The organism is Vibrio sp. THAF190c, from assembly GCF_009363355.1.
GTDB lineage: Bacteria > Pseudomonadota > Gammaproteobacteria > Enterobacterales > Vibrionaceae > Vibrio > Vibrio fortis_A.
In genome coordinates this window covers 1,401,038-1,423,500 of sequence record NZ_CP045338.1, presented here as the reverse complement: position 1 = coordinate 1,423,500, position 22,463 = coordinate 1,401,038, and the positions used below count along the sequence as shown (strand labels likewise).

General features: G+C 46.0%; 1 protein-coding gene. It reads right to left on the bottom strand.

What is annotated here, in order from left to right; genetic code table 11:
- Positions 1-24: 24 nt before the first annotated feature.
- A complete protein-coding gene (locus tag FIV04_RS06375) occupies positions 25-22,269 on the bottom strand; it encodes a retention module-containing protein (RefSeq protein WP_152468594.1) in 22,245 nt (7,414 codons plus the stop codon).
- Positions 22,270-22,463: the final 194 nt, after the last annotated feature.

Here is a 22,463-nt window from a genome sequence, read left to right as displayed (position 1 = left end):
CGTTTCTCTTATAAAGGTTAGCCTTTAGCCATGAATAATCACATTCTGCTGTACTAGCGCATCTAAGATGTCATCAGGCATGGTACTAGCGAGAGTTAATTGCGGAGCAAGATCCTCGACTACTATCACTTGTTGGGTGGTCCCCATACCATCTGGATTTATCGTTAGCTCTATATCACTACCGTCTACAACTTTTGCATCTATCTGTTGCAGCAGAACTGACATATCAAGCGTAGTGTTTTGCAACTCTGGTAACACTTCTCTCAGGTCTATAGTATCCCCTTCCGATAAATCAAAGTCGGTAATAGTGTCTTCAACACCATGTTGGATATTAAGCCAAACGAAAGAGTCCATACCGTCGCCACCAGTAAGGATGTCAGAACCATCACCACCAATTAAGGTGCCATTACCACTGCCTCCTTCGATAAGATCATCACCACTCCCCGCTTCAAGAACAGCATTACCGCCATCGCCAAGTAACTGGACATCATCCGCTGTCGCACTTAAATCGATGTCAGTAGCATCCGCTACAATCGTCAGGTTGAGGTCTATCTCTGAGGATGTTGCCCCAGGAGAGATCACCATATTCATGCCGTCTAGCTCCGAAGAAACTGCCTCCAGCTTGATAGTGTGTGGTGCTGCATCTTCAGGAAGGTCGACAATTTTTAGGCTATCAATCGCATCCGCGGATGCTGTCCATACACCAGCATTAAGGGTGACTGTACCCGCACTGCTAACCACGGAAGCACCTGCCGGCACATCTTTGATATTCAATGTCAGAACTTCATTGATGTCAGCCAACGCCGCCACAATACCAACCAAAGGAATACCACTCGCGCTCGCCGTTTGGCTTGCGGTAATATTGCGAACATAGTTCATTGCAGGGTCGATAGACAAACTCGGTGCATTCGCGACCGGTGTTACCTGAATCGTAAACTCTTCTGGTGGGGTTTCGATGATAATGCCAGATGGGTTGCCGCTGTCTTCCGCCACAACCTGTAGGTTAATACTATTAGATGGAATGTATTGCGTATTCACAAACACCCCGACTGGGTTGGTTGGCGTGTTGAGAATATCGTTGATGTCGGCAGGTGTCCCTTCCAGCATAATCGAGCTAGTACCCTGCCCACTCACTGTTACAGTCGTCGAGCCCGGTAACGTCGCTGATAAAGTACCAAAATCGACACTTAAGGTGACCGTCATGAAGTCACCCGCATGAAGACCGACATAGTCTGGGTCAGCAACGGTAATGCCGCTAATCAACTGGTCGACATCTTCGTCAATGACTGGCGTGACATTGTCACCGTTAATAACAGGCGAATCATTAACACCCGTTACCGTTAAGCTCAATGTGCCGCTGTCTGTTAAGAAGTCATCAACGCCATTAGTTTGTCCGTCATCCTGAATGGTATATGAGAAACTGATATCGCCACTGACTGCATCATATTCGTCATTTGCAGTAAATACCCAATAAGGCCCAGTGATTGACATATTGTCATCACCATTATCGTTTTCAAAATACTCTAATAAACCTTGTCCTGACGTCAGAGTCAGTGCGGTGACTGTTCGTACATCTCCTTCCGGATCAGTTGAAACAGCTATTATATCTTCCGCCTTGATAGTTATCTGATCCCCTTCAGAAATCGTACCTAGATCTATAACATCTTCTGCATCTGGAGCATCATTCACCTCGGTAACCTTAATTTCAAATGTAGTCTGATTGGTAAGCGGCCCCGGTGAACCATTGTTACCACCATCATCAACAGTGGCAGTGACTGTCGCAACACCATCCGTTAGATAGTTCAGGTCTGCACCCAATTCAAATCTAACGCTACCATTTTCCAGAGCATTATTGATATCCACCAAAGTACCCGTAAGCGTCAATTTAGTCCCAGTGCCGGACACAGGTTCTACGGTTACCCCTGTAGAAGAGGTATAACTCAAGGTGCCTTTATCGACCTCTAAATCTAATGTATATATCGCACTTGGGTCATCATAGACGGCATCTGGATCTTCAATTTTGAAGCCAGACACATCACTCAGGGCGATAGACGTATCTTCTGGAGTCTCTAAATTTTCAATATTGACGAAGGTTGGTTGGTCATTGATTGGATCAATCACCAAATCCACATCAAAAATTGTTTCTGGACCTAGATACTTAGTGTTATCGGCATCTGTATCCACTGAGCGAACAGAAATGGACAACGGTGTATCAATGCCAAGCGCGTTACCAGTATCGGAGTTATGTTCACCAGAGTTAAATACAATCTTATCGAGTTCTGTTGCATCTACATCTAGTGTCCAAGTGTCAGTGCCCGCATCATAAGTGCCAAGTGTCGTTCCATCTGGATACAAAATTGAAGCATCTGAAGGAACGTTACTGACAACAACTCGAATTGTTTCGTGATCGTTCTCTGTATAAGTCCCGCTTCCTGTTGCCGAAAATGCGTTGTCTAGAATAGTCGCGTTAATCTCTATATCGATATTCTCACCTTCATTACCAGAAACAGAGTCCGTTGGATCCGTATCAATATCGTCCCCTACTGGCAATACATGTACTTGGAACTTCGGCAGCGTACCTGCGTTGGTTGGTACACCAAGCAGAGACTCTTGCGTAAAGACTTCAACACCAAATTCAAAAGTACCGCTGAAGTCTTTCGGAGGTAGTACCGATACTTCACTCAAATCAAATGAATTCGACACGCTCGATGGCAGTTGAACACTCCACACGCCTCCGCCATTATTCTTAACGGTAAAGTCAGAGCCGCTATCGACTCTAAATTGGAAACCATCAGGCATATCGGTGAATTTGATAGAGACAAATTCTTCCGAACCGTCTAGGTCAGTCAATGCAATCGATACAGGACTTGAGCCAGCAAGTGATATCTCCTGATCTTCGGTACCTGTGATTTCGATGATATCAGGGTCACTGCCTGGCCCTGTAATTTGAACATCATCCACCACAGGAACAACATCGAAACTCACCACCGTTGAGAAAGACTCGCTTGTCGCATCTTCTGTGGTACTTGGACCACCTTCATTGAACGTTGCCGTATCGAGAATATTCCCACTGACAGTAACGCTCACAGTGCTGACATCAACACCATTGACGTCATCATAAGTCGGGAAGTTTTCTTTCGGTCTAAACAGCACACCTGACAAGGCACCGTTTTCAATTTCACTTTCGGTGAAGGATATAGATGTGCCCAATGGCGTTCCAGTATCACTGTAGAATTCGCCATTGGTTGTGTCAGTTAACGTTAACGTGATATCGGTGAAACGTTCATCACCGCCTTCAACACCATTGACTTGGTCCGCAACCGAACCAGAGAAATCGAGCACGATATAGGTATCTTCGTAACCCACAGCTTCAGCGCCCGGTTGACCATCGATATCGACAGGGTTCAACGAGTCATCCAAAGAACCCGTGATATCGACAGAGATACTTGGCGCTACATCGGTTACTGCAGAGACTTTAATGATGGCACTGGTATCAAGTACATTCTCATCACCTGATATCAAGTCTTTGGTGATCACCGTAAATGGCAAGTCAAAGTCACCTGAATAATTTGCAGGTAAATTTAATACCAAATCAGAGAAGTCTGGCGTTACACCTTGTACCAAAGTGGACTGATATACATACTCGCCGTTAACGAAATCAATCTCACCACTACCACCAATGCTTATATTTATGGTTGTTTCGTCAGGATCTCCTGGGTTAACAACCACGGTGTCATCAATAACGATAGTAATTTGGTCATTAAATGCATCGCCACCACTGAAGCTAATAATACTTTCAAGCGCGTCACCAAGCATGAGTTGAGTATCTTCAACTGCATCGATTGTTTGGTTCGGAGTCGCAGCGATATCAGCAGCAATTTCTCCTCCACCAGCTATCTGTTCAGGGAATGTTAACGTCACTTCACCTTGTCGTCGTTCTATTGCAGAATCTTGATCGTTAAGTTCGTCCCCTAAGTCCTCGACTTGAGTAAACACCGTCATTTTGATGCTGCTGGTGTTGGTATCTATACCATCATCGTATGGTGCAGTGAGATCTAAGCCTTCAGGTGCGCTAATCGTAAACGCATCTTCATCTGTTACCACCCAGCGACCATCACCCTCATACACAGCACCAGTAACAAGCAGTTGACTCAACACTTCGTCTGGCAATGTGCCGTTAGTCGTAGTCGTCAACTGAATGACAACTTCGTTAATGACTTCGTTGATAGGAAATACAGGAGAGACATCATCTTCTTTGTAACGGATAACGTACTCGCCATCGAAGATTTCAACACCACCACCATCAACGGCTTGATTATCACTATTGGTAGTAAATTTGATTACCCCAGAATTATCAGAAGTAATTGATGTTAATTCACCACTGCCGTCTTCATTGGAAAAAACGATAAAGTTCTCGTCAACATTATCTCCGTCTGGATCTTCAGGTTCCACCACCGGCACAACTTGTACTGTGATAGTGCCCTGAATTGCAGGATTAGCAACCACTCGACCGCCCTCACCAACAATAGCATCGTCGGTATACTCGAAATCTCTCTCCTCCATCTCCAAGACAGTTGTCAACGTAAAGTCTACGCTCGAGTTTTGTGGCGGTGTCATTTGGATAAAGTCATTTGCCAAAGCAATCTGAGTAAATTGCTCTGGTGTTTGAGAGGAGTCTTTCGGTGTGATAACTAACGTTCCGGGTGTGCTCGAATCGACTGTCACATCACCATTCACTACCGCAACAACACCCGTTGGAATACCATTGATGGTAATGGAAGTGAAATGTTCATCGTCATCAATGTAATCAACACCTTGCGGATGCCAATCGATATTGATAGCCGTATCTTCGTCACCGGTTGTGGTATTGCTATAAGTCGCAGAAGTGTCGATTCTAGGTTCAACCAATACTCGAACTTCTTGGTCAAATGTTAAGGTGTGGCCGTCATTCTCTGTAACGACGATTCGCCCTTGAATATGAATATTCTCGGTCGATGAGTCGACAGGACGAATGATGATGCCTGACGTTACGCCCGCTTCAGTGATATTCGCTTCATAGATAGGTTTATCAAGATCAGGGTTACCACTACCGTCTAATTCATAACCAACAAAGTTAAGATCTATAACCGTACCATCGCCGTCTTCGATGACCACACCATCTGGGATACCAGATAGAATAACAGTTATCGATTCTGAACCATCACCTGCAAGCGGGGCATCGGCAGGATTATCTGGTCTTCGCTCACCAGACAATACCGTGAAATCAAGAACTGCGAAGCTGTCACCATTTTGGCTCTCTTGGATTGTGGTTTGCACCCCACTCACGCCGCCATCAGTAAACTCTTCCCAATCGGTGCCGTTAGTTCCACCAAATGGCACGTCAGCAACACCGATGACCTCAACGTTGACGGTCTTAGGCCCAAAGGTTACTTCATCAGTTACTGAACCCGTTGAAAGTGAAGCTGTATCTTTCACCACACCTAATACATCAAAGCTAAAGTCTTCATTACTGTGCTCTTTAGGTATCACTTCGACTTGGTCAAGTTCAGAATAAAGAATCTCTTGATAATCGACGCCATCAATTGTCACCGTTGGGATAACGTTGTTGGTTCCTAACTCGTAAAGCTCGGCGCCTTCCGTGATATTGTTGATTCTCACATACAAAGTTTCAGAACCATCCGCATCCACCGATGGCGTCAAAGTAATCACTTCATCAAGTGTAAACGCAACTCTATTACTAGGATCACCAACAGTATCTGGGTCGAGAATATTATCTTCATTGATGGTTTTACGATTCACGCTTAACGTGCCTAAATCTGCATCAGGTAACACGTCTATCGTAAGTATCCGCACTTCCGATCTAGCTGTAGTTTTGTCGTTGACATTTGCATTATCGCTATCGTCAAATGGATTACGGTTCTCCATTGTTATGGCAACGGCTTCAAAACTAATGGTGCCTGAGAAGTTGTCGCTAGGATCCACGATAGTGCTGTTAATGTCTGCGGCTTCAATAATATAAAGCCCATTCGCATCCGGTTGGATCTCATCACCAGCACTGTCTAGTAACCTAAAGTCACTTACGGTCGTAGGTGGAACGATTTTTAACTCATATGTAATCGTCTCAGGGCGCGAAGTATCTTGAGAGTCCGCCTCAAGATTGAGGGTAATAGTATTTCCATCCTCCGTTACCGGTATATCTTGGTTCATGTTGTCGGTATCAGGGCGGTAAGTGAATGTGCTATTTGCATCATCCCACTCAGCCTCATCCGCCACAGCTTCAATTTCGATTCTAAAGTTAGAGCTTACGGTGTGGTCAAGTACGCCGTTGTTGTCGATCTCCAACTCATAATTGATTCTGACGCCATTTTCACCAGTACTAAAGTTTCGGTCAGGGACAAAGTAGAGGTTGTCGATGGTAGCAATAATATCTTTTGGATCTGTAGGATCATCAGGGTCTGGCATGAAGCTCTGAACAATATCTGCGCCATCCAGAATGAAATTGCCATCTCCATCTTCCGATAACTTCACATACTCTGAGCCATCAAAGTAGTAGAAGGTACCTCTATGGTTGGTATTGTCGAAGATCTTCAGTTGCCCGATCGCCTCAGTATTGTCTTGATCGTACAAATTCACTTGCAAGGCAACTTGAGCGGGAGCATCAGACAGACCATCTTGATTATCAAAGGTGTTTTCTAGGTCTGTTGGCTCGCTACCAGAGGCATAGTCTATTGAAGGATCACGACCTATATCCTCAGTAGTGGTCACTTTCAATGAAACAGCCGTTGAGTCGCGATCAACAATAGTGATGTTTAATGGCGTTTCAGAGGTGTCTAAATCCCCATCAGTCGCGATCACATTGATGGAAAAGTTAATCTCATCGCCATCGTGTTCAAGATAACTATTTGCTCTGAACTCAACTTCACCGTTAGAGTTGATACGCAAGCGACCTAACTCTCTTTCGTCTATGACATTACCGCCAGCATCATATTCCTGTTCATAAACACGGACCTGTTGACGACCTGAGTTAAGATCATAGGTATCACTTTCTGTGTCACTCGGCCTTCTACGGAAAACGATGCCAGTATCGCCATCAGACGTACCCTCTATTTGCGTAAGCACGGCCCCATCAGCACCAGTGTCCGTCGCAGTCGCAAACATATTTACTTTTGAGCCACTATAGTTCTGCCCCTCAAGGCGAGTGATAGATTGAGTGGTCACAAGAGGAACATCATCTGTAACGGATAGGTTAAGCGCGATAGCGTTAGACTGATCCCCATCGAAATCTTCGGCTATTACAGAGAAGTTCAATGGAATGCTGTTTTCACCGTCCGCATCCGAATGCTTGAGCGGTTTAAACAGTTCAAACTGATAACTGTTGTCGCTGGTATCAAACACAATCTCAAACACAGCTTCGTTGCTTGTATCGGTTTGCGCGGTATAGGTAAATGTTGTGCCGCTTTCAACAACTGCTAACCACTCTAAGCTTTCGCCTTCCGAGGTCAGCCCAGTTAACACTGCGTCAGGGTTTACCAATTCATAAAGAACAACTCCGTCGGCACCCTCATCAATCGTAAACAAGCCATTAATAACCGTGTCTTCCGATTGATCCGAGCCAATTCCAGCCAAGTCGTCTTCATCAACCACGGTTTCTCCAGTCGGAGCCGTCATTGTTGGACCATCATCCAGCACTTCTATTGGCAATCGGTATTGGTTTGAATCGTCACCATCACCATCGACCGCTACCACGTCAAAAGGTATGGTCAACGTATCTAGATTGGTTGGTGTCGTGGCATGATTTAGTGGCCCTAATAAGGTAAACGTATAATCGCCATCATTGGTCAATACTAGAGTAAAGATTGGAGTACCCGACTCTGTAGCACCTTGGTAAGTCGTTGTATTAGCCGCGCCAGTTATCTCTTCGATCTCAATATCTTCATCACCAGATGAAAGCATCGCTTCCACAGCGGCTATATTGCGAAGTTCGTAAGCATCGACCTGGTCTGCACCTTCCGTTGTAACAAAAGAACCAGTTGCCTGTGTTGGGTCACCAATATCCTCTTCATCAACGACAAAGGTACTGCCAACACCTGTATCTGTTATTTCAGGTACGTCATCGGTAATCGTGACACTCAGCGGTGTCATCGCAGAGTCGGTTTCGTCAGTATCAACAGCGTAAACGGGTAAGGTAAAGATTTGATCATTATTGCCCTGCACACCAGCATGATCGATCTCTTGCAGCAGTGTAAAGGTGTACTCTCCTAATACGGTGGTAGAGAAACTAATTTTAAAGATATCGACTTCAGGTCCATTAACAGGATCTTCTGTAGTAAAACCTATATAGCCACCAGAAACCGAAGGATCCTCTTTCAATTGAATGGAGAGTCCATTGGATTTAAGCGCCCCGTTATCATTGAATTCAGTCGTCTCAATACGGAAGTAGCTGACGTCATCACTCCCTGCTGTGAACGTGATCTGCTTGGTGTCACTCACTGGTAAACTTGGGGAAGAACCATCGGCTAAGTTCACTTCACTCAAGCTTACTGGCGGAATGAGATCAATTGTCGGTGGTGCACCATCACTAATTATTAACCTGACGGTTGCGTCTTCTGGGTCGAGATCTCGGTCTAGAGAGTTCACAACGATGTTCTTAATGATGTCGCCATTTTCATGGTCTAGATTTCTGTTTGGCTCGAAGCGAATATCACCATTCAACTTGATATACAGTGTCCCTTCAGGGTAAACAAAAGCTTGCTCACCAGTATCGTTTTGATCCAGTAACTGCTCTGCTCCGCCATCATAAGTAAACCCAATGACTGTTGAACCATCTGCACTTGGTCCCGTTATGGTTTCAAACACATCGCTAGTCACAGTACCTGTAGTAGGCTCGGTGACTGTTAGATCCCCTGACTGCATTACCTGAACATCATCACCAATGATAACTTCAAGTGGTTTAGGGTCCGAAATGTCACCGTCAGTGTCTTGAGCGCGAACCGATAAGTCAAAGCGAATCTCGTTGTTTCCATCGCCATCTGGATGATCCAAATGCTCCAGAAGCGTGAAGGTATATTTGCTTGGGATTAAATCATCAAACGTTAAAGTGAAAATAGGGACTTCGACGCCCGGTGATACCGTGGTAAACGCCAAATAGTCGCCCGAATTTACTGGGTCTTCTCGTAGATCTACCACCAACCCATTTGATTTAATCGTCCCACCAACATTAAATAGCGACGTATTGACGATAATTTTCGCAATGTCGTCACTGCTAGCAAATGTTGTGATGGTATTGGTTTCACTAACTAAGTTCGAGTCTGGAGAGGAGCCATCGGATAGGTTACTTTCAGATAAGTTGACGCCAGGAACCACATTCAGTTCTGGGTCTTCACCATCAATGATGGTCAATCGAACACTCGACATGAAGACATCATTGTCAAAATCTGAGGAAGTGAACACGATATCTTTGACAATGTTCCCACCTGAGTTATCGAGATTTCGATTAGGCTCGAATCTCACATCACCATCTAACGTGACAAACAATGAACCTTCCGTGAAGGTAAACTCTTGTTCACCAGTAATATTCTGATTAAGCGAGATTGCTAGCCCACCATCGTAGGTAAACTCAGTGATGGTAGCACCATCAGCACTTGGCAGCGGCATCACATCAACCGTCGCCGTTGTTGGTGTGCCTGAAGTTGGCTCAGTGATCGTTAAGATTCCATCCTGCATTTGCTGAATGTCATCTTCAATCGTTACGACAATGTCACGTCGTGTCGACTCAGAGTCATCGGTATCAACCGCGTAAATTGGTAGGCGGAAGTTAAGGTCGTTGTAATTTAGACCATTCAGGTGATCGAGCGCTTCCAACAAGGTAATCGTGAATTGCCCTTTATTAACACTATCGAAGCTTATCGTGAAGACATCTGTTTCATTGTTTGAGCCGTCAGTAGTGAAACCGATGTAATTTCCTGAATCTGCAGGCTCCTCCTTCAGTGCCACAACTAAGCCGTTCGATTTCAGCAAGCCACCAAAGTTAAATTCGTTGGTGTCGATACGGAAATGGCTGAAATTGTCACTTCCTTCGGTATAAGTGATGGTATGTGTTGAACTCACCGGCCCCGAGCTTGGCATCGAGCCGTCGGTTAGGTTCACTTCTGACAAGTAAACGTCTGGCACAATATTGATGACAGGATCAACACCATCCGTAATAGTGAGCGTCACCGTCGCTGTTTCGACATCTTTATCAAAGTCACTTGTGGTAACAGTAATGGTGCGAACGATATCACCACCAGAGTGGTCGAGATCTCGGTCTGGCTCAAATCGCACAGAACCGTCTAACTTAACGAACAGTTTCCCATCTGAAACGGCAAACTCTTGTTCAATGAAGTTCATTTGGTCTAAGACGAACGGTCCGTCAGTACCGTACATAAACTGAGTGACCGTTGCGCCATCTGCACTGCCTGTTGGCATCACATCAACAATACCCGTTGACGGTGGCCCACCAGCGCCTGACGTTGTCACTGGTTCAACAATGCTTAACGTACGGTCTTGAGTCTGTTGCAAGTCATCGGTAACTGTCACGTTCAGAGAAGACGATGCGGAGTCCGTGTTATCAGCGTCAACCGCTATCACGGGTATATCGAAATCTAAAGTATTGGCAAGGCTTGCATTTGCATGGTCTAACGCTTCCAAGAGTGTGAATGTGTATTGACCTATGTTGCTGTCTGAAAACTCAAGCGTGAAAACATTGGTCTCAACATTTGACGCGTCAGTAACAAAGCCGACATAGTTGCCTGAATCCGTTGGTTGTTCTTTGATTTCAACGACAAGGCCATTTGACTTCAGAGCTCCCAAAGTATTGAAATTGGCGGTATCAACTCTAAAGTGCGTGACGTCATCACTACCCTCAGTGAAGGTTATGACTTTGGTTTCGGTTACTGGCGTGCCTGTTGAAGCAGATCCATCACTTAAGTTCGCTTCGTTTAGATCAATGTCAGGTACAGTATCGATAATTGGCGCATCGCCATCTTCAATCGTCAACGATACGGAGGTACTAACAATATCCCCATCTCCGTCCAAAGAGTTAACTGTAATCGTTTTAACAATGTTGCCACTTGAATGGTCCAAATCGGATACAGGCTCAAAGCGCATGCTGCCATCAATAGAGACAAACAGTGTGCCTTCGTCATAAGTAAACGGCTGTTCCCCCGACACATTTTGGTTAAGTGTTTGTAGCGCCTCTCCGTCATAGCTAAAGCTAGTCAGTGTTCCGCCATCCGCACTACTATCTGGCATTAGGTTAATAGTATTAGATGTTTCAACGCCTGTTGATGGCTCTTTGGCGGTCATGGAGCCATCAACTAATGATTGGATATCATCAGTGATGGTGACAGATAGCGGTGACATGAGTGAATCATCGCCATCAGTATCAACAGCATAAACTGGCAAGCTGAACGTCAGGTTGTTGTTACCTTGAATCGGTCTATGATCAATGGCCTCTAATAGAGTAAACGTATAATCACCTAGGTTAGAGCTACTGAAGTTAACAGTGAACACTGTGGTCTCGACATTCGAGATATCAGTGGTGAAACCTATATAGTTACCTGATCCCGTTGGCTCCTCACGAAGCTCAATAATCAAGCCATCTGACTTGAGTGAGTTATCTGCATTAAACTCACTTGGCTCTAGGCGGAACTTCTCTACGTCATCACTTTGGTTAGTGAATGAGATTGTTTCCGTTTGGCTTACGGCTCCCATGATTGGAGAAGAGCCATCCGCCAGTCCGGCTTCTGCTAGCGTGACACTCGGTACTGATTCAATGGTCGGAATATCACCATCGGTTATGGTCAGAGTAACCGTTGCTGTCTCAACATCGACGTCGCCATCACTTGAGGTGAACACTAGCGACTTCACGATATCGCCATCTTCGTGGTCGAGATCTCTGTTAGGCTCAAAACGCACATTACCTTCAACGGTGACGTACAAATCCCCTTCGGTGAACGAGAATTTCTGCTCACCGGTAATGGTTGGATCTAGAGTTTGCGCTGCGCCGCCATCGTAAGTGAACTGAGTAATTACCGCCCCATCAGCACTTTGTGCCGTCATTACATCAATGGTGTTGGTAGTCACCGTACCATCAGCCAAATTAGGTTCGGTGATATCGAGCGTACCGTTCGCCATGATTTGAACATCATCGCCAATGGTGACTGACAATGGTGACATCAGCGAATCATCGCCATCTGAATCGACCGCGTAGACAGGCAAATCGAAGGTCAACTGGTTGTTATCTAATCCGTCGGCGTGATCAAGCGCTTCCAGCAATGTGAAGGTGTATTCGCCCAATGAGGTTGTGGAGAAACTCAAGGTAAATACCGGAACTTCCGTGCCACTGTCATCGATAAAGCCAACATAATTGCCGGAATCGACCGGATCTTCTTTTAACTCAACTGCGATGTTATTCGAAGTTAATGTGCCACCAACATTGAACTCTGTCGGTTCAAGTCGGAACTTCTCTACATCATCACTTTGATTAGTAAACGAGATGGTCTCGGTTTGGCTCACCGCACTACCACTTGGCGCAGAGCCACCGGCGAGCTGCGTTTCAGACAATGATACGCTTGGTACCGACTCGATAGTTGGGATATCGCCATCGGTGATCGTCAGAACAACCGTTGCGGTTTCGACGTCCACATCACCATCGCTGGATGTCACCACAATCGATTTCACAATTGGACCATCTTCATGGTCGAGGTTACGGTTTGGCTCAAAACGCACATCACCTTCAAGCGTGATAAACAATGCCCCTTCGGTGAAGATAAACTCTTGCTCGCCCGTGTCAGTTTGGTCGAGCGTGTAAACACTGCTGTCATAGGTAAACTGAGTAATGGTCGCGCCATCCGAGCTCTGCTTTGGCATCACATCAATCGTGGTTGTGGTCACCACCCCTGCTGCCAGATCCGCGACTGTCGGCTCTTCGATATTCAAAACGCCATTGCTCATGCCTTGAACATCATCTTCGATAGCCACAGTGAGTGGCGACATTACCGAATCATCACCATCGCTATCAACCGCATATACCGGTAGGTCGAAGCTGAGACTGTTATTGTCGAGTCCATCTTCATGATCAAGCGCTTCAAGCAGTGTGAAGGTATAACGTCCTAACACGACGTCATCAAAGTTAAGGGTGAATACTTCGACTTCTTGATTTAATGCATTTGTTGTGAAACCTGTGTATTGACCAGAGTCTTCTGGGAACTCTCGAAGCTCAACAGCCAAGCCATTCGAAGTCAGCGTGCCTGAAGGATTAAATTCGTCGGTCGCGATTCTAAAGCGTTCAACGTCATCGCTTTCATTAGTGAAAGAGATTGTCTCGGTTTGGCTCACTGCCACACCGCTTGGCGCAGAGCCATCATCAAGGTTTGATTCTGAGAGCGAAACAGGAGGAATTACATCAATAGTCGGAATATCACCATCGGTAATGGTCAGCATGACCGTAGAGGTCAGTACATCACTATCACCATCACTAGAAGTCACTACGATGTTCTTGACAATATCACCACCTGAGTGGTCTAAATCGCGGTTTGGCTCAAAGCGCACTTCACCTTGAATGGTGATGAACAACGAGCCTTCAGTGAAGGAAAACTCTTGTTCAGAACTGTCCGTTTGGTCGAGCGTGTAAGTCGTACCGTCATAAGTGAACTGAGTAACACTTGCGCCATCAGCACTAGCGCTAGTGAGTACGTCGAATATGGATGTCGTTGGCGTGCCCGCCGCCAAGTCAGCAACCGTTGGCTCCTCGATACTAAGCGCACCGTTCGCCATGACTTGAACATCATCGGTAATGGTGACTGACAACGGTGACATCAACGAGTCATCACCGTCGCTATCAACTGCATAAACTGGCAAGCTGAATGTCAGATCATTGTTGCCTTGAATAGGTGCATGGTCGATTGCTTCAAGAAGCGAGAAAGTGTATTCGCCTAACGTTGTTGAGCTGAAATCCAATGTGAAGACAGTAGTTTCAACATTCGAGATATCTGTTGTGAAACCAATATAGTTACCCGACCCCGTTGGCTCTTCACGGATCTCAATGATCAAACCATCTGACTTGAGTGAGTTGTCTATATTGAACTCTGTCGGCTCTAATCGGAACTTCTCTACATTGTCACTTTGGTTGGTAAATGAGATTGTTTCCGTTTGACTCACCGCACCCACGATTGGTGACGAGCCATCCGTAAGTCCTGTCTCCGCTAGAGTGACGCTTGGAACAGATTCAATAGTCGGGATATCGCCATCGGTAATAGTCAGAGTTACCGTTGCCGTCTCAACATCGACATCGCCGTCACTTGAAGTAAACACAAGTGATTTAACAATATCACCAGATTCATGGTCGAGGTCTCGGTTTGGCTCGAAACGCACATTACCTTCAATGGTGACGTACAAGTCTCCTTCAGTGAACGTGAACTTCTGCTCACCGGTAATGGTTGGATCTAAGGTTTGCGCTGCGCCGCCATCGTAAGTGAACTGAGTAATTACCGCCCCATCAGCACTTTGTGCGGTCATCACATCAATGGTGTTAGTGGTTACCGTTCCGTCGGCCAAATTCGGTTCGGTAATGTCTAATGTACCGTTCGCCATGATTTGAACATCATCACCGATGGTGACCGACAATGGTGACATCAATGAGTCGTCACCATCAGAGTCGACCGCATAGACAGGCAAATCAAAGGTCAGCTCGTTGTTACCTAGTCCATCTTCATGGTCTAACGCTTCCAACAGGGTGAAGGTGTATTCGCCGATGGTTGTTCCTGAGAAGCTCAAAGTGAATACCGGAACTTCCGTACCGCCATCATTGATAAAACCAGTGTAGTTTCCGGAGTTTACTGGATCTTCTTTTAGCTCAACCGCGATGTTGTTCGAAGTTAATGTGCCGCCAGTATTGAACTCCGTCGGTTCAAGTCGGAACTTCTCTACATCATCACTTTGGTTAGTGAATGAAATAGTCTCAGTTTGGCTCACTGCACTGCCACTTGGCATAGAGCCATCGGCAAGTAGCGTTTCAGACAGAGATACGCTTGGCACCGATTCAATGGTTGGAATATCACCATCAGTAATGGTTAGAGTGACCGTTGCTGTTTCGACATCAACATCGCCATCGCTAGACGTTACCACTATCGATTTCACGATTGGGCCATCTTCATGGTCGAGATTACGATTCGGTTCAAAACGCACATCACCTTCGAGAGTGATAAATAGAGAACCTTCAGCAAAGATAAACTCTTGCTCGCCTGTATCTGTTTGATCCAGTAAGAAAGATGTACCACCGTCGTAGGTAAACTGAGTAATGGTCGCGCCATCCGCGCTCTGCTTTGGCATCACATCAATTGCGGTTGTGGTCACCACCCCAGCAGCCAGATCGGCGACTGTCGGCTCTTCGATGGTCAAGACACCATTACTCATCCCTTGCTCGTCATCTTCAATGGTTACCGTCAGTGGTGACATTGCCGAATCATCACCATCGCTATCAATGGCATAAACAGGTAGGTCAAAACTTAGGCTGTTGTTGTCTAAGCCATCTTCATGGTCGAGCGCTTCAAGCAGTGTGAAGGTATAACGTCCTAACACAACGTCATCAAAGTTAAGAGTGAATACTTCGACCTCTTGGTTTAGTGCATTAGTTGTGAAGCCTGTGTATTGACCAGAGTCTTCTGGGAACTCTCGAAGCTCAACAGCCAAGCCATTCGAAGTCAGCGTGCCTGAAGGGTTAAACTCATCAGTCGCGATTCTAAAGCGATCAACATCATCACTTTGGTTAGTGAAAGAGATAGTCTCAGTCTGACTTACTGCCGCACCGCTTGGCGCAGAGCCATCAGCAAGGCTTGATTCTGAGAGCGAAACTGGAGGAATCACATCAATAGTCGGAACATCACCATCGGTAATTGTCAGCGTGACTGTAGAAGTCTGTAAATCACTGTCGCTATCTATTGAGGTGACCACGATGTTTTTGACAATGTCACCCGCCGAGTGGTCTAAGTCTCGATTTGGTTCGAAGCGCACTTCACCTTGAGTAGTGATGAATAGCGATCCTTCTGTGAAGATAAACTCTTGCTCAGTCGCATCAGTTTGGTCAAGCGTGTAAGCCGTGCCATCGTAAGTAAACTGAGTCACGCTCGCGCCATCGGCACTTGGTGAGGTCAATACATCGAAGATTGATGTTGTCGGCGTACCTGCAGCTAAATCAGCGACTGTCGGCTCTTCGATGCTTAGAGAGCCGCCCGCCATCACTTGAATATCATCGGTGATGGTGACAGACAGTGGTGACATTAGAGAGTCATCGCCATCGGTATCAACAGCATAGACTGGCAAGTTGAACGTCAGATCGTTGTTGCCACGACCATCTTCATGATCGATGTTCTCTAACAATGTAAAGGTGTATTGACCTAGAGTGGTAGCGCTAAAGTTGAGAGTGAAAATCTGTGTCTCTACATTAGAAGCACTAGTAGTAAAGCCAATGTAGTTACCTGAGCCTGCCGGATCTTCTTTAAGATCAATCGCTAGCCCATTAGATTTCAAGGAGTCATCTGTATTGAACTCACTTGGTTCTAATCGGAACTTCTCGACATCGTCACTTTGATTGGTGAATGAGATAGTTTCTGTTTGACTCACCGCGCCCACGATTGGAGAAGAGCCATCCGCCAGTCCTGCTTCTGCCAGAGTGACGCTTGGAACAGATTCAATGGTTGGAATATCACCATCTGTAATCGTTAGCGTTACCGTCGCCGTTTCTACATCAACATCGCCATCACTTGAGGCGAACACTAGCGATTTGACGATATCGCCAGATTCATGGTCGAGATCTCTGTTAGGCTCAAAACGCACGTTACCTTCAATGGTGACGTACAAGTCCCCTTCAGTGAACGTGAACTTCTGCTCACCTGCATTCGTTGGGTCTAGGGTTTGCGCTGCTCCGCCATCGTAAGTGAACTGGGTATTCACCGCGCCATCAGCACTTTGCGCCGTCATTACATCAATGGTGTTGGTAGTAACAGTTCCGTCAGCCAAATTTGGCTCGGTGATATCGAGCGTACCATTAGCCATGATTTGCACGTCATCACCAATAGTGACTGACAACGGCGACATCAATGAATCATCGCCATCTGAATCGACCGCGTAGACAGGCAAATCGAAGGTTAACTCGTTGTTATCTAATCCATCGGCATGGTCTAACGCTTCCAGCAGCGTAAAGGTATATTCCCCAAGGGTTGTCCCTGAGAAGCTCAAGGTAAACACGGGAACTTCCGTACCGCCATCATCGATAAAACCAGTGTAGTTTCCTGAGTTTACTGGATCTTCTTTTAGCTCAACTGCGATGTTATTTGAAGTTAAGGTACCGCCAGTATTGAACTGGGTCGGTTCAAGTCGGAACTTCTCTACATCATCACTTTGATTGGTAAATGAGATAGTCTCAGTTTGGCTCACTGCACTGCCACTTGGCGTTGAGCCATCAGCAAGCTGCGTTTCCGACAATGATACGCTTGGTACAGATTCAATCGTTGGAATATCGCCATCGGTGATGGTTAGAACAACCGTCGCGGTTTCCACGTCGACATCGCCATCGCTAGAGGTCACCACAATCGATTTCACGATTGGACCATCTTCATGGTCGAGGTTACGGTTGGGTTCAAAACGGACATCACCGTCAAGGGTGATAAACAATGAGCCTTCGGTGAATATAAACTCTTGTTCGCCGGTGTCAGCTTGGTCTAGCAACAACGGAGTGCCACCGTCGTAGGCAAACTGAGTAATGGTCGCATCATCTGCACTCTGCTCTGGCATCACATCAATCGTGGTTGTGGTCACCACCCCTGCTGCCAGATCCGCGACTGTCGGCTCTTCAATGGTTAAGACGCCATTGCTCATGCCTTGAACATCATCTTCGATGGTCACAGTGAGTGGCAACATTACCGAATCATCACCATCGCTATCAACCGCATAAACAGGTAGCTCGAAGCTTAGGCTATTGTTGTCTAAACCATCTTCGTGGTCGAGGGCTTCAAGCAGTGTGAAGGTGTAACGGCCCAACACGACGTCATCAAAGTTGATGGTAAATACTTCGACTTCTTGGTTTAGTGCATTAGTTGTGAAGCCTGTGTATTGGCCAGAGTCTTCTGGGAACTCTCGAAGCTCAACAGCTAGGCCATTCGAAGTCAGCGTGCCTGAAGGGTTAAACTCATCGGTCGCGATTCTGAAGCGCTCAACATCATCACTTTGGTTAGTGAAAGAGATGGTTTCGGTTTGACTCACCGCCACACCACTTGGCGCAGAGCCATCAGCAAGGCTTGATTCTGAGAGCAAAACGGGAGGAATTACATCAATAGTCGGAATATCACCATCGGTAATTGTCAGCGTGACCGTAGAGGTAAGAACGTCGTTATCACCATCACTCGATGTCACCACAATGCTCTTAACAATATCGCCAGCCGAGTGGTCTAAATCTCGGTTCGGCTCAAAGCGCACATCCCCCTGAGTCGTGATGAACAGTGAGCCTTCCGTGAAGGTAAACTCTTGCTCAGTCGCTATGTTTTGATCAAGCGTGTAAGACGTGCCGTCATAAGTGAACTGAGTGACACTCGAACCATCGGCACTTGGCGCGGTAAGCACATCAACTACACCAGTGGTCACAGCTGCAGCGCTAACGTCAGCTAAATTTGGCTCAGTCACTGTTAAATCAACATCTTGCATAACCTGAACATCATCATTGATGTTCACAACCAACTGACTTACAGCGGTTTTATCTCCATCCGTATCGACAGCTAAAATAGGAATATCGAAAGAGAGTAAGTTATTGCCCTGCAGAGGCCTGTGATCGAACGCGTCAAGCAATACGAAGGTGAAATCACCAATATTGGTTTGATCAAAAGTAAGAGTGAAAACGGGCGTTTCAACGTTTGAAACATCGGTCGTATAGCCTAAGTAACTACCTGACCCTGCCGGCTCCTCGCGAATTTCAACGATAAGCCCGTTAGAGGTTAGCGAGTCGTCGCGGTTAAACTGTCCCACCACCACTTCGATACGTGCAACGTCATCACTCGCTTCAGTAAATGAAATAGTATTTTTTGAATCAACCGAGACACCACTTGGCGCTGAACCATCGATCAATCCAGACTCATCGAGCGTGACACTTGGTACATTATCTATAGTTGGGTCGTCGCCATCAGTGATTGTTAAGACCACAGTTGCCGTGTCCACATCTACATCGCCATCACTAGATGTCAGCACAACCGTTTTAACGATATCACCATCGGTTTGATCGAGATTACGATTAGGCTCAAAACGAACGTCTCCATCTAGGGTTACAAACAGAGAGCCTTCTAGGAATTGGAACTCCTGCTCGCCAGTATCATTCTGATCTAAGGTTCGAATTGCACCATCGTAGGTAAACTGAGTGATTGACGCCCCATCTGCACCTTGGATAGGGAGCACATTGATCGTTTCCGTCGTAACAATACCTTGAGCCAACACGCCTAAGCTAGGCTCTTGAATGGTCAAAATACCATTTTGCATGGTTTGTAGGTCATCACCTATTGTCACAGTTAGCGAAGCACCTAGGGAGTCGTCACCATCTGAATCCACCGCGTAAACGGGAAGGTCAAATGATAAGTTGTTATTCTGCAAACCATCGGCGTGATCTAGAGAGTCAAGTAGCGTGAAAGTGTATTCACCCAATGTCGAATCTGAAAACTCGAGCGTAAATACCGGCACTTCTGTATTCGAACTATCAGTCACAAACCCAACGTAATTTCCTGAGTCCGTAGGCTCTTCTTTCAAACTCACCACTAAGCCGTTCGATGTTAGCGCGCCACTAGTATTAAACTCTGAACTCTCCAATCTAAAACGAGCGACGTCGTCACTACCTGGGGTTAAATCGATTGTTTGCGTTGAACTAACATCAGAGCCTATTGGTGAAGAGCCCGAAGCCAAGTCTGGCTCCAATAAAGACACACTCGGAATGTCATTAATGGTAGGAATTTGCCCGTCAGTAATTGAGATTTGTAGTAAGGCTGAATCTGTATCGCCATCACCATCAACGGCATTAAAGGTAATATCTTGAGTGATGGTCTCGCTTGCTGAATGGTCAATGTCTCTCGCAACGACAAAAGTCACATCCCCGTTTAATGCAACATTGAGTGTCCCCTCATCAAACACAAACGCTTGTTGAACCGCCTGGTCCTGATCTGGATCTAGATTGTATGTTGTGCCGTCATAAACAAAGGACTGTACCGTCGCTCCATCACCACCGGTGAAGTTGAAAAGGTTATAAGAAACCGTCGACTCACCGTCTTGCGTTGGCTCATCAAGTGACACGCTGTTGTCTATCAACTCGATAACATCATCGGCCACCGTCACCACAATCAATGCGGGTTGAGCGTCCCCACTACCACCCGCTAAAGAGGAACGATCACCGTCCGCATCAACTGCGTAGATAGGCAGTTCAAAACTCAACTCGGCATCTTGAGAGCCTTGGTGCGTTAAAGAATCGAGTAGTGTGAACTCGTAAGAGCCCAAAGCTGGACTATCGACTGCAACTTCAAAAACAACGCTTCTAACACCATCAAGAGTGATGAAGCCCTCGTAGTTTCTTACCCCGTTAACTTCGCTCATTAACTCTAACGAAACTGGTTGGCCGTTCGACAACAGACTGCCATCAGTATTGAACTCCAACGGCTCTAATTCGTGGTGATCAATGATGTCACTTGTAAAAGTATCTGAATCCACTGAACCCGCACCAGTGATAATACCTACACCCTCTTCAGAACCACCAACAAGACCACTCTCTTGTACAGAGATTGGGTCGACGGAATTGATCGTTGGTCGATCACCATCAGAGATAGTGATGTTTAATGTACTCATTGCCGAGTCTTGGTCGAAGTCAGTGATTGTTACTGGAAGTGAAAATTCAAGAGAGTCTGAATTAATCTGTTCAATGGGTTTGAACTGTTGGAAATGGTACTCGCCATGAGTATCAACTGAAACCGTAAGTACAACCTCTCCGCGGCCCAAGATAGACAGAGTGATCTCTGTACCATCGTCCGACAGTCGCGCGATGGTGTTCTGGTTATCACTCAAAATACCATCGAATTGATCAAGCGACGCAGAATCAAACGCTACCGAGGCCAAACTATCACTTTCTATAGAAACAAAACTCCCCTCAACCAAGGTCGTATTGGTTTCCGGGTTGGTAATCGTGACAGTCTCGGGAATTGGATCTGCGCCATCAAAAATTGCAACACCAGCTGAAATAGGTGTCTCGATGGCGTTACCACCAATATCAGCGCCTTCGATATCGAAGGTCAGCGTAATCTGGTTATCAACGTATGAAACCTGCCCGTCACCTACTGAAGAAACATGATCGATAGGAGCAGATAATGTAGAAGTAAGCGTCAAGTTGACATTCGAACCCGAGCTTACTGTATCGATATCGACGCGCAGAACTTCTGTACCGTTCTGAGTGCCCACAATCGCATTCTCGTTTGCATCATAAACAAACTGAACCGCCACACCACCTGATGTAATGTCGCTATTAAGTTCACTAAGCAGAGAAGAGAGAGAGTCAGTAGCAGGCACAAAAGTGTTAGGGTCTAAGTCAAGACTACCACTTTGAATAAGTTGATTGGTGGAAACGGTTTGAGGATAAGTTCCTTGTGACAAAGAACCCTCGGTCAGGCTCTGAGAAACACTTTGGCCTCCGGTCGAGGCTGTAACGTCGCTTCTAAATTCATCGTCATTTTCGTCAACTTGCTCTTCTTCCAATGCAGAGGTTTCGAAAAACGTCGAAGGTTGCGTTTCGGTATAGTTATAATCGATGGTGACAAAGCCTGCGTTAGCTGAACTACCAGCACCACCCGCAGCCGTTGCCTCTAAAATTTCCGTCGGATCTTCCCCAGCTAAGATTGCTTCTTGAATAGCTGCAATATCGTCGGCACCAAAACTATCATCGCCAAGTTGACTCAAGTCTATTTCGACGTCGCCTTCTACGGGAACATCTCGCCATGCAAACACTTCATCAATACAGCCGACACAGTTTTCATCGACCTGTATGTCTCCTGAAGTGTCGACCAATACCAACTTCGCGCCTTTAGGTGTCAATACAATCTCATTCTCACGAATCGTATCACCCACTTTGGCTTTACGAGCAGTCCCATCTGCATCCATGATGATTACATCACCACTCACCTGCTTAACTACTGCTGCGTTACGCAAAACTTCGACATCCATATGTCCCCCTAGATACACATAATGATGGGTCTCATCATCGTGTAAGAATTGTTGTAAGCGCTTGTTGGGCTGTAACTCAGATTCAACCACTAATTTTTATCAAGATATCTATCTTTAGCTCATGATGGTTCGATTTTGTTTTTACTTGATGTTTATCGAACTCATTTACTCTTAAGACTAGTATTTCCTTAGGA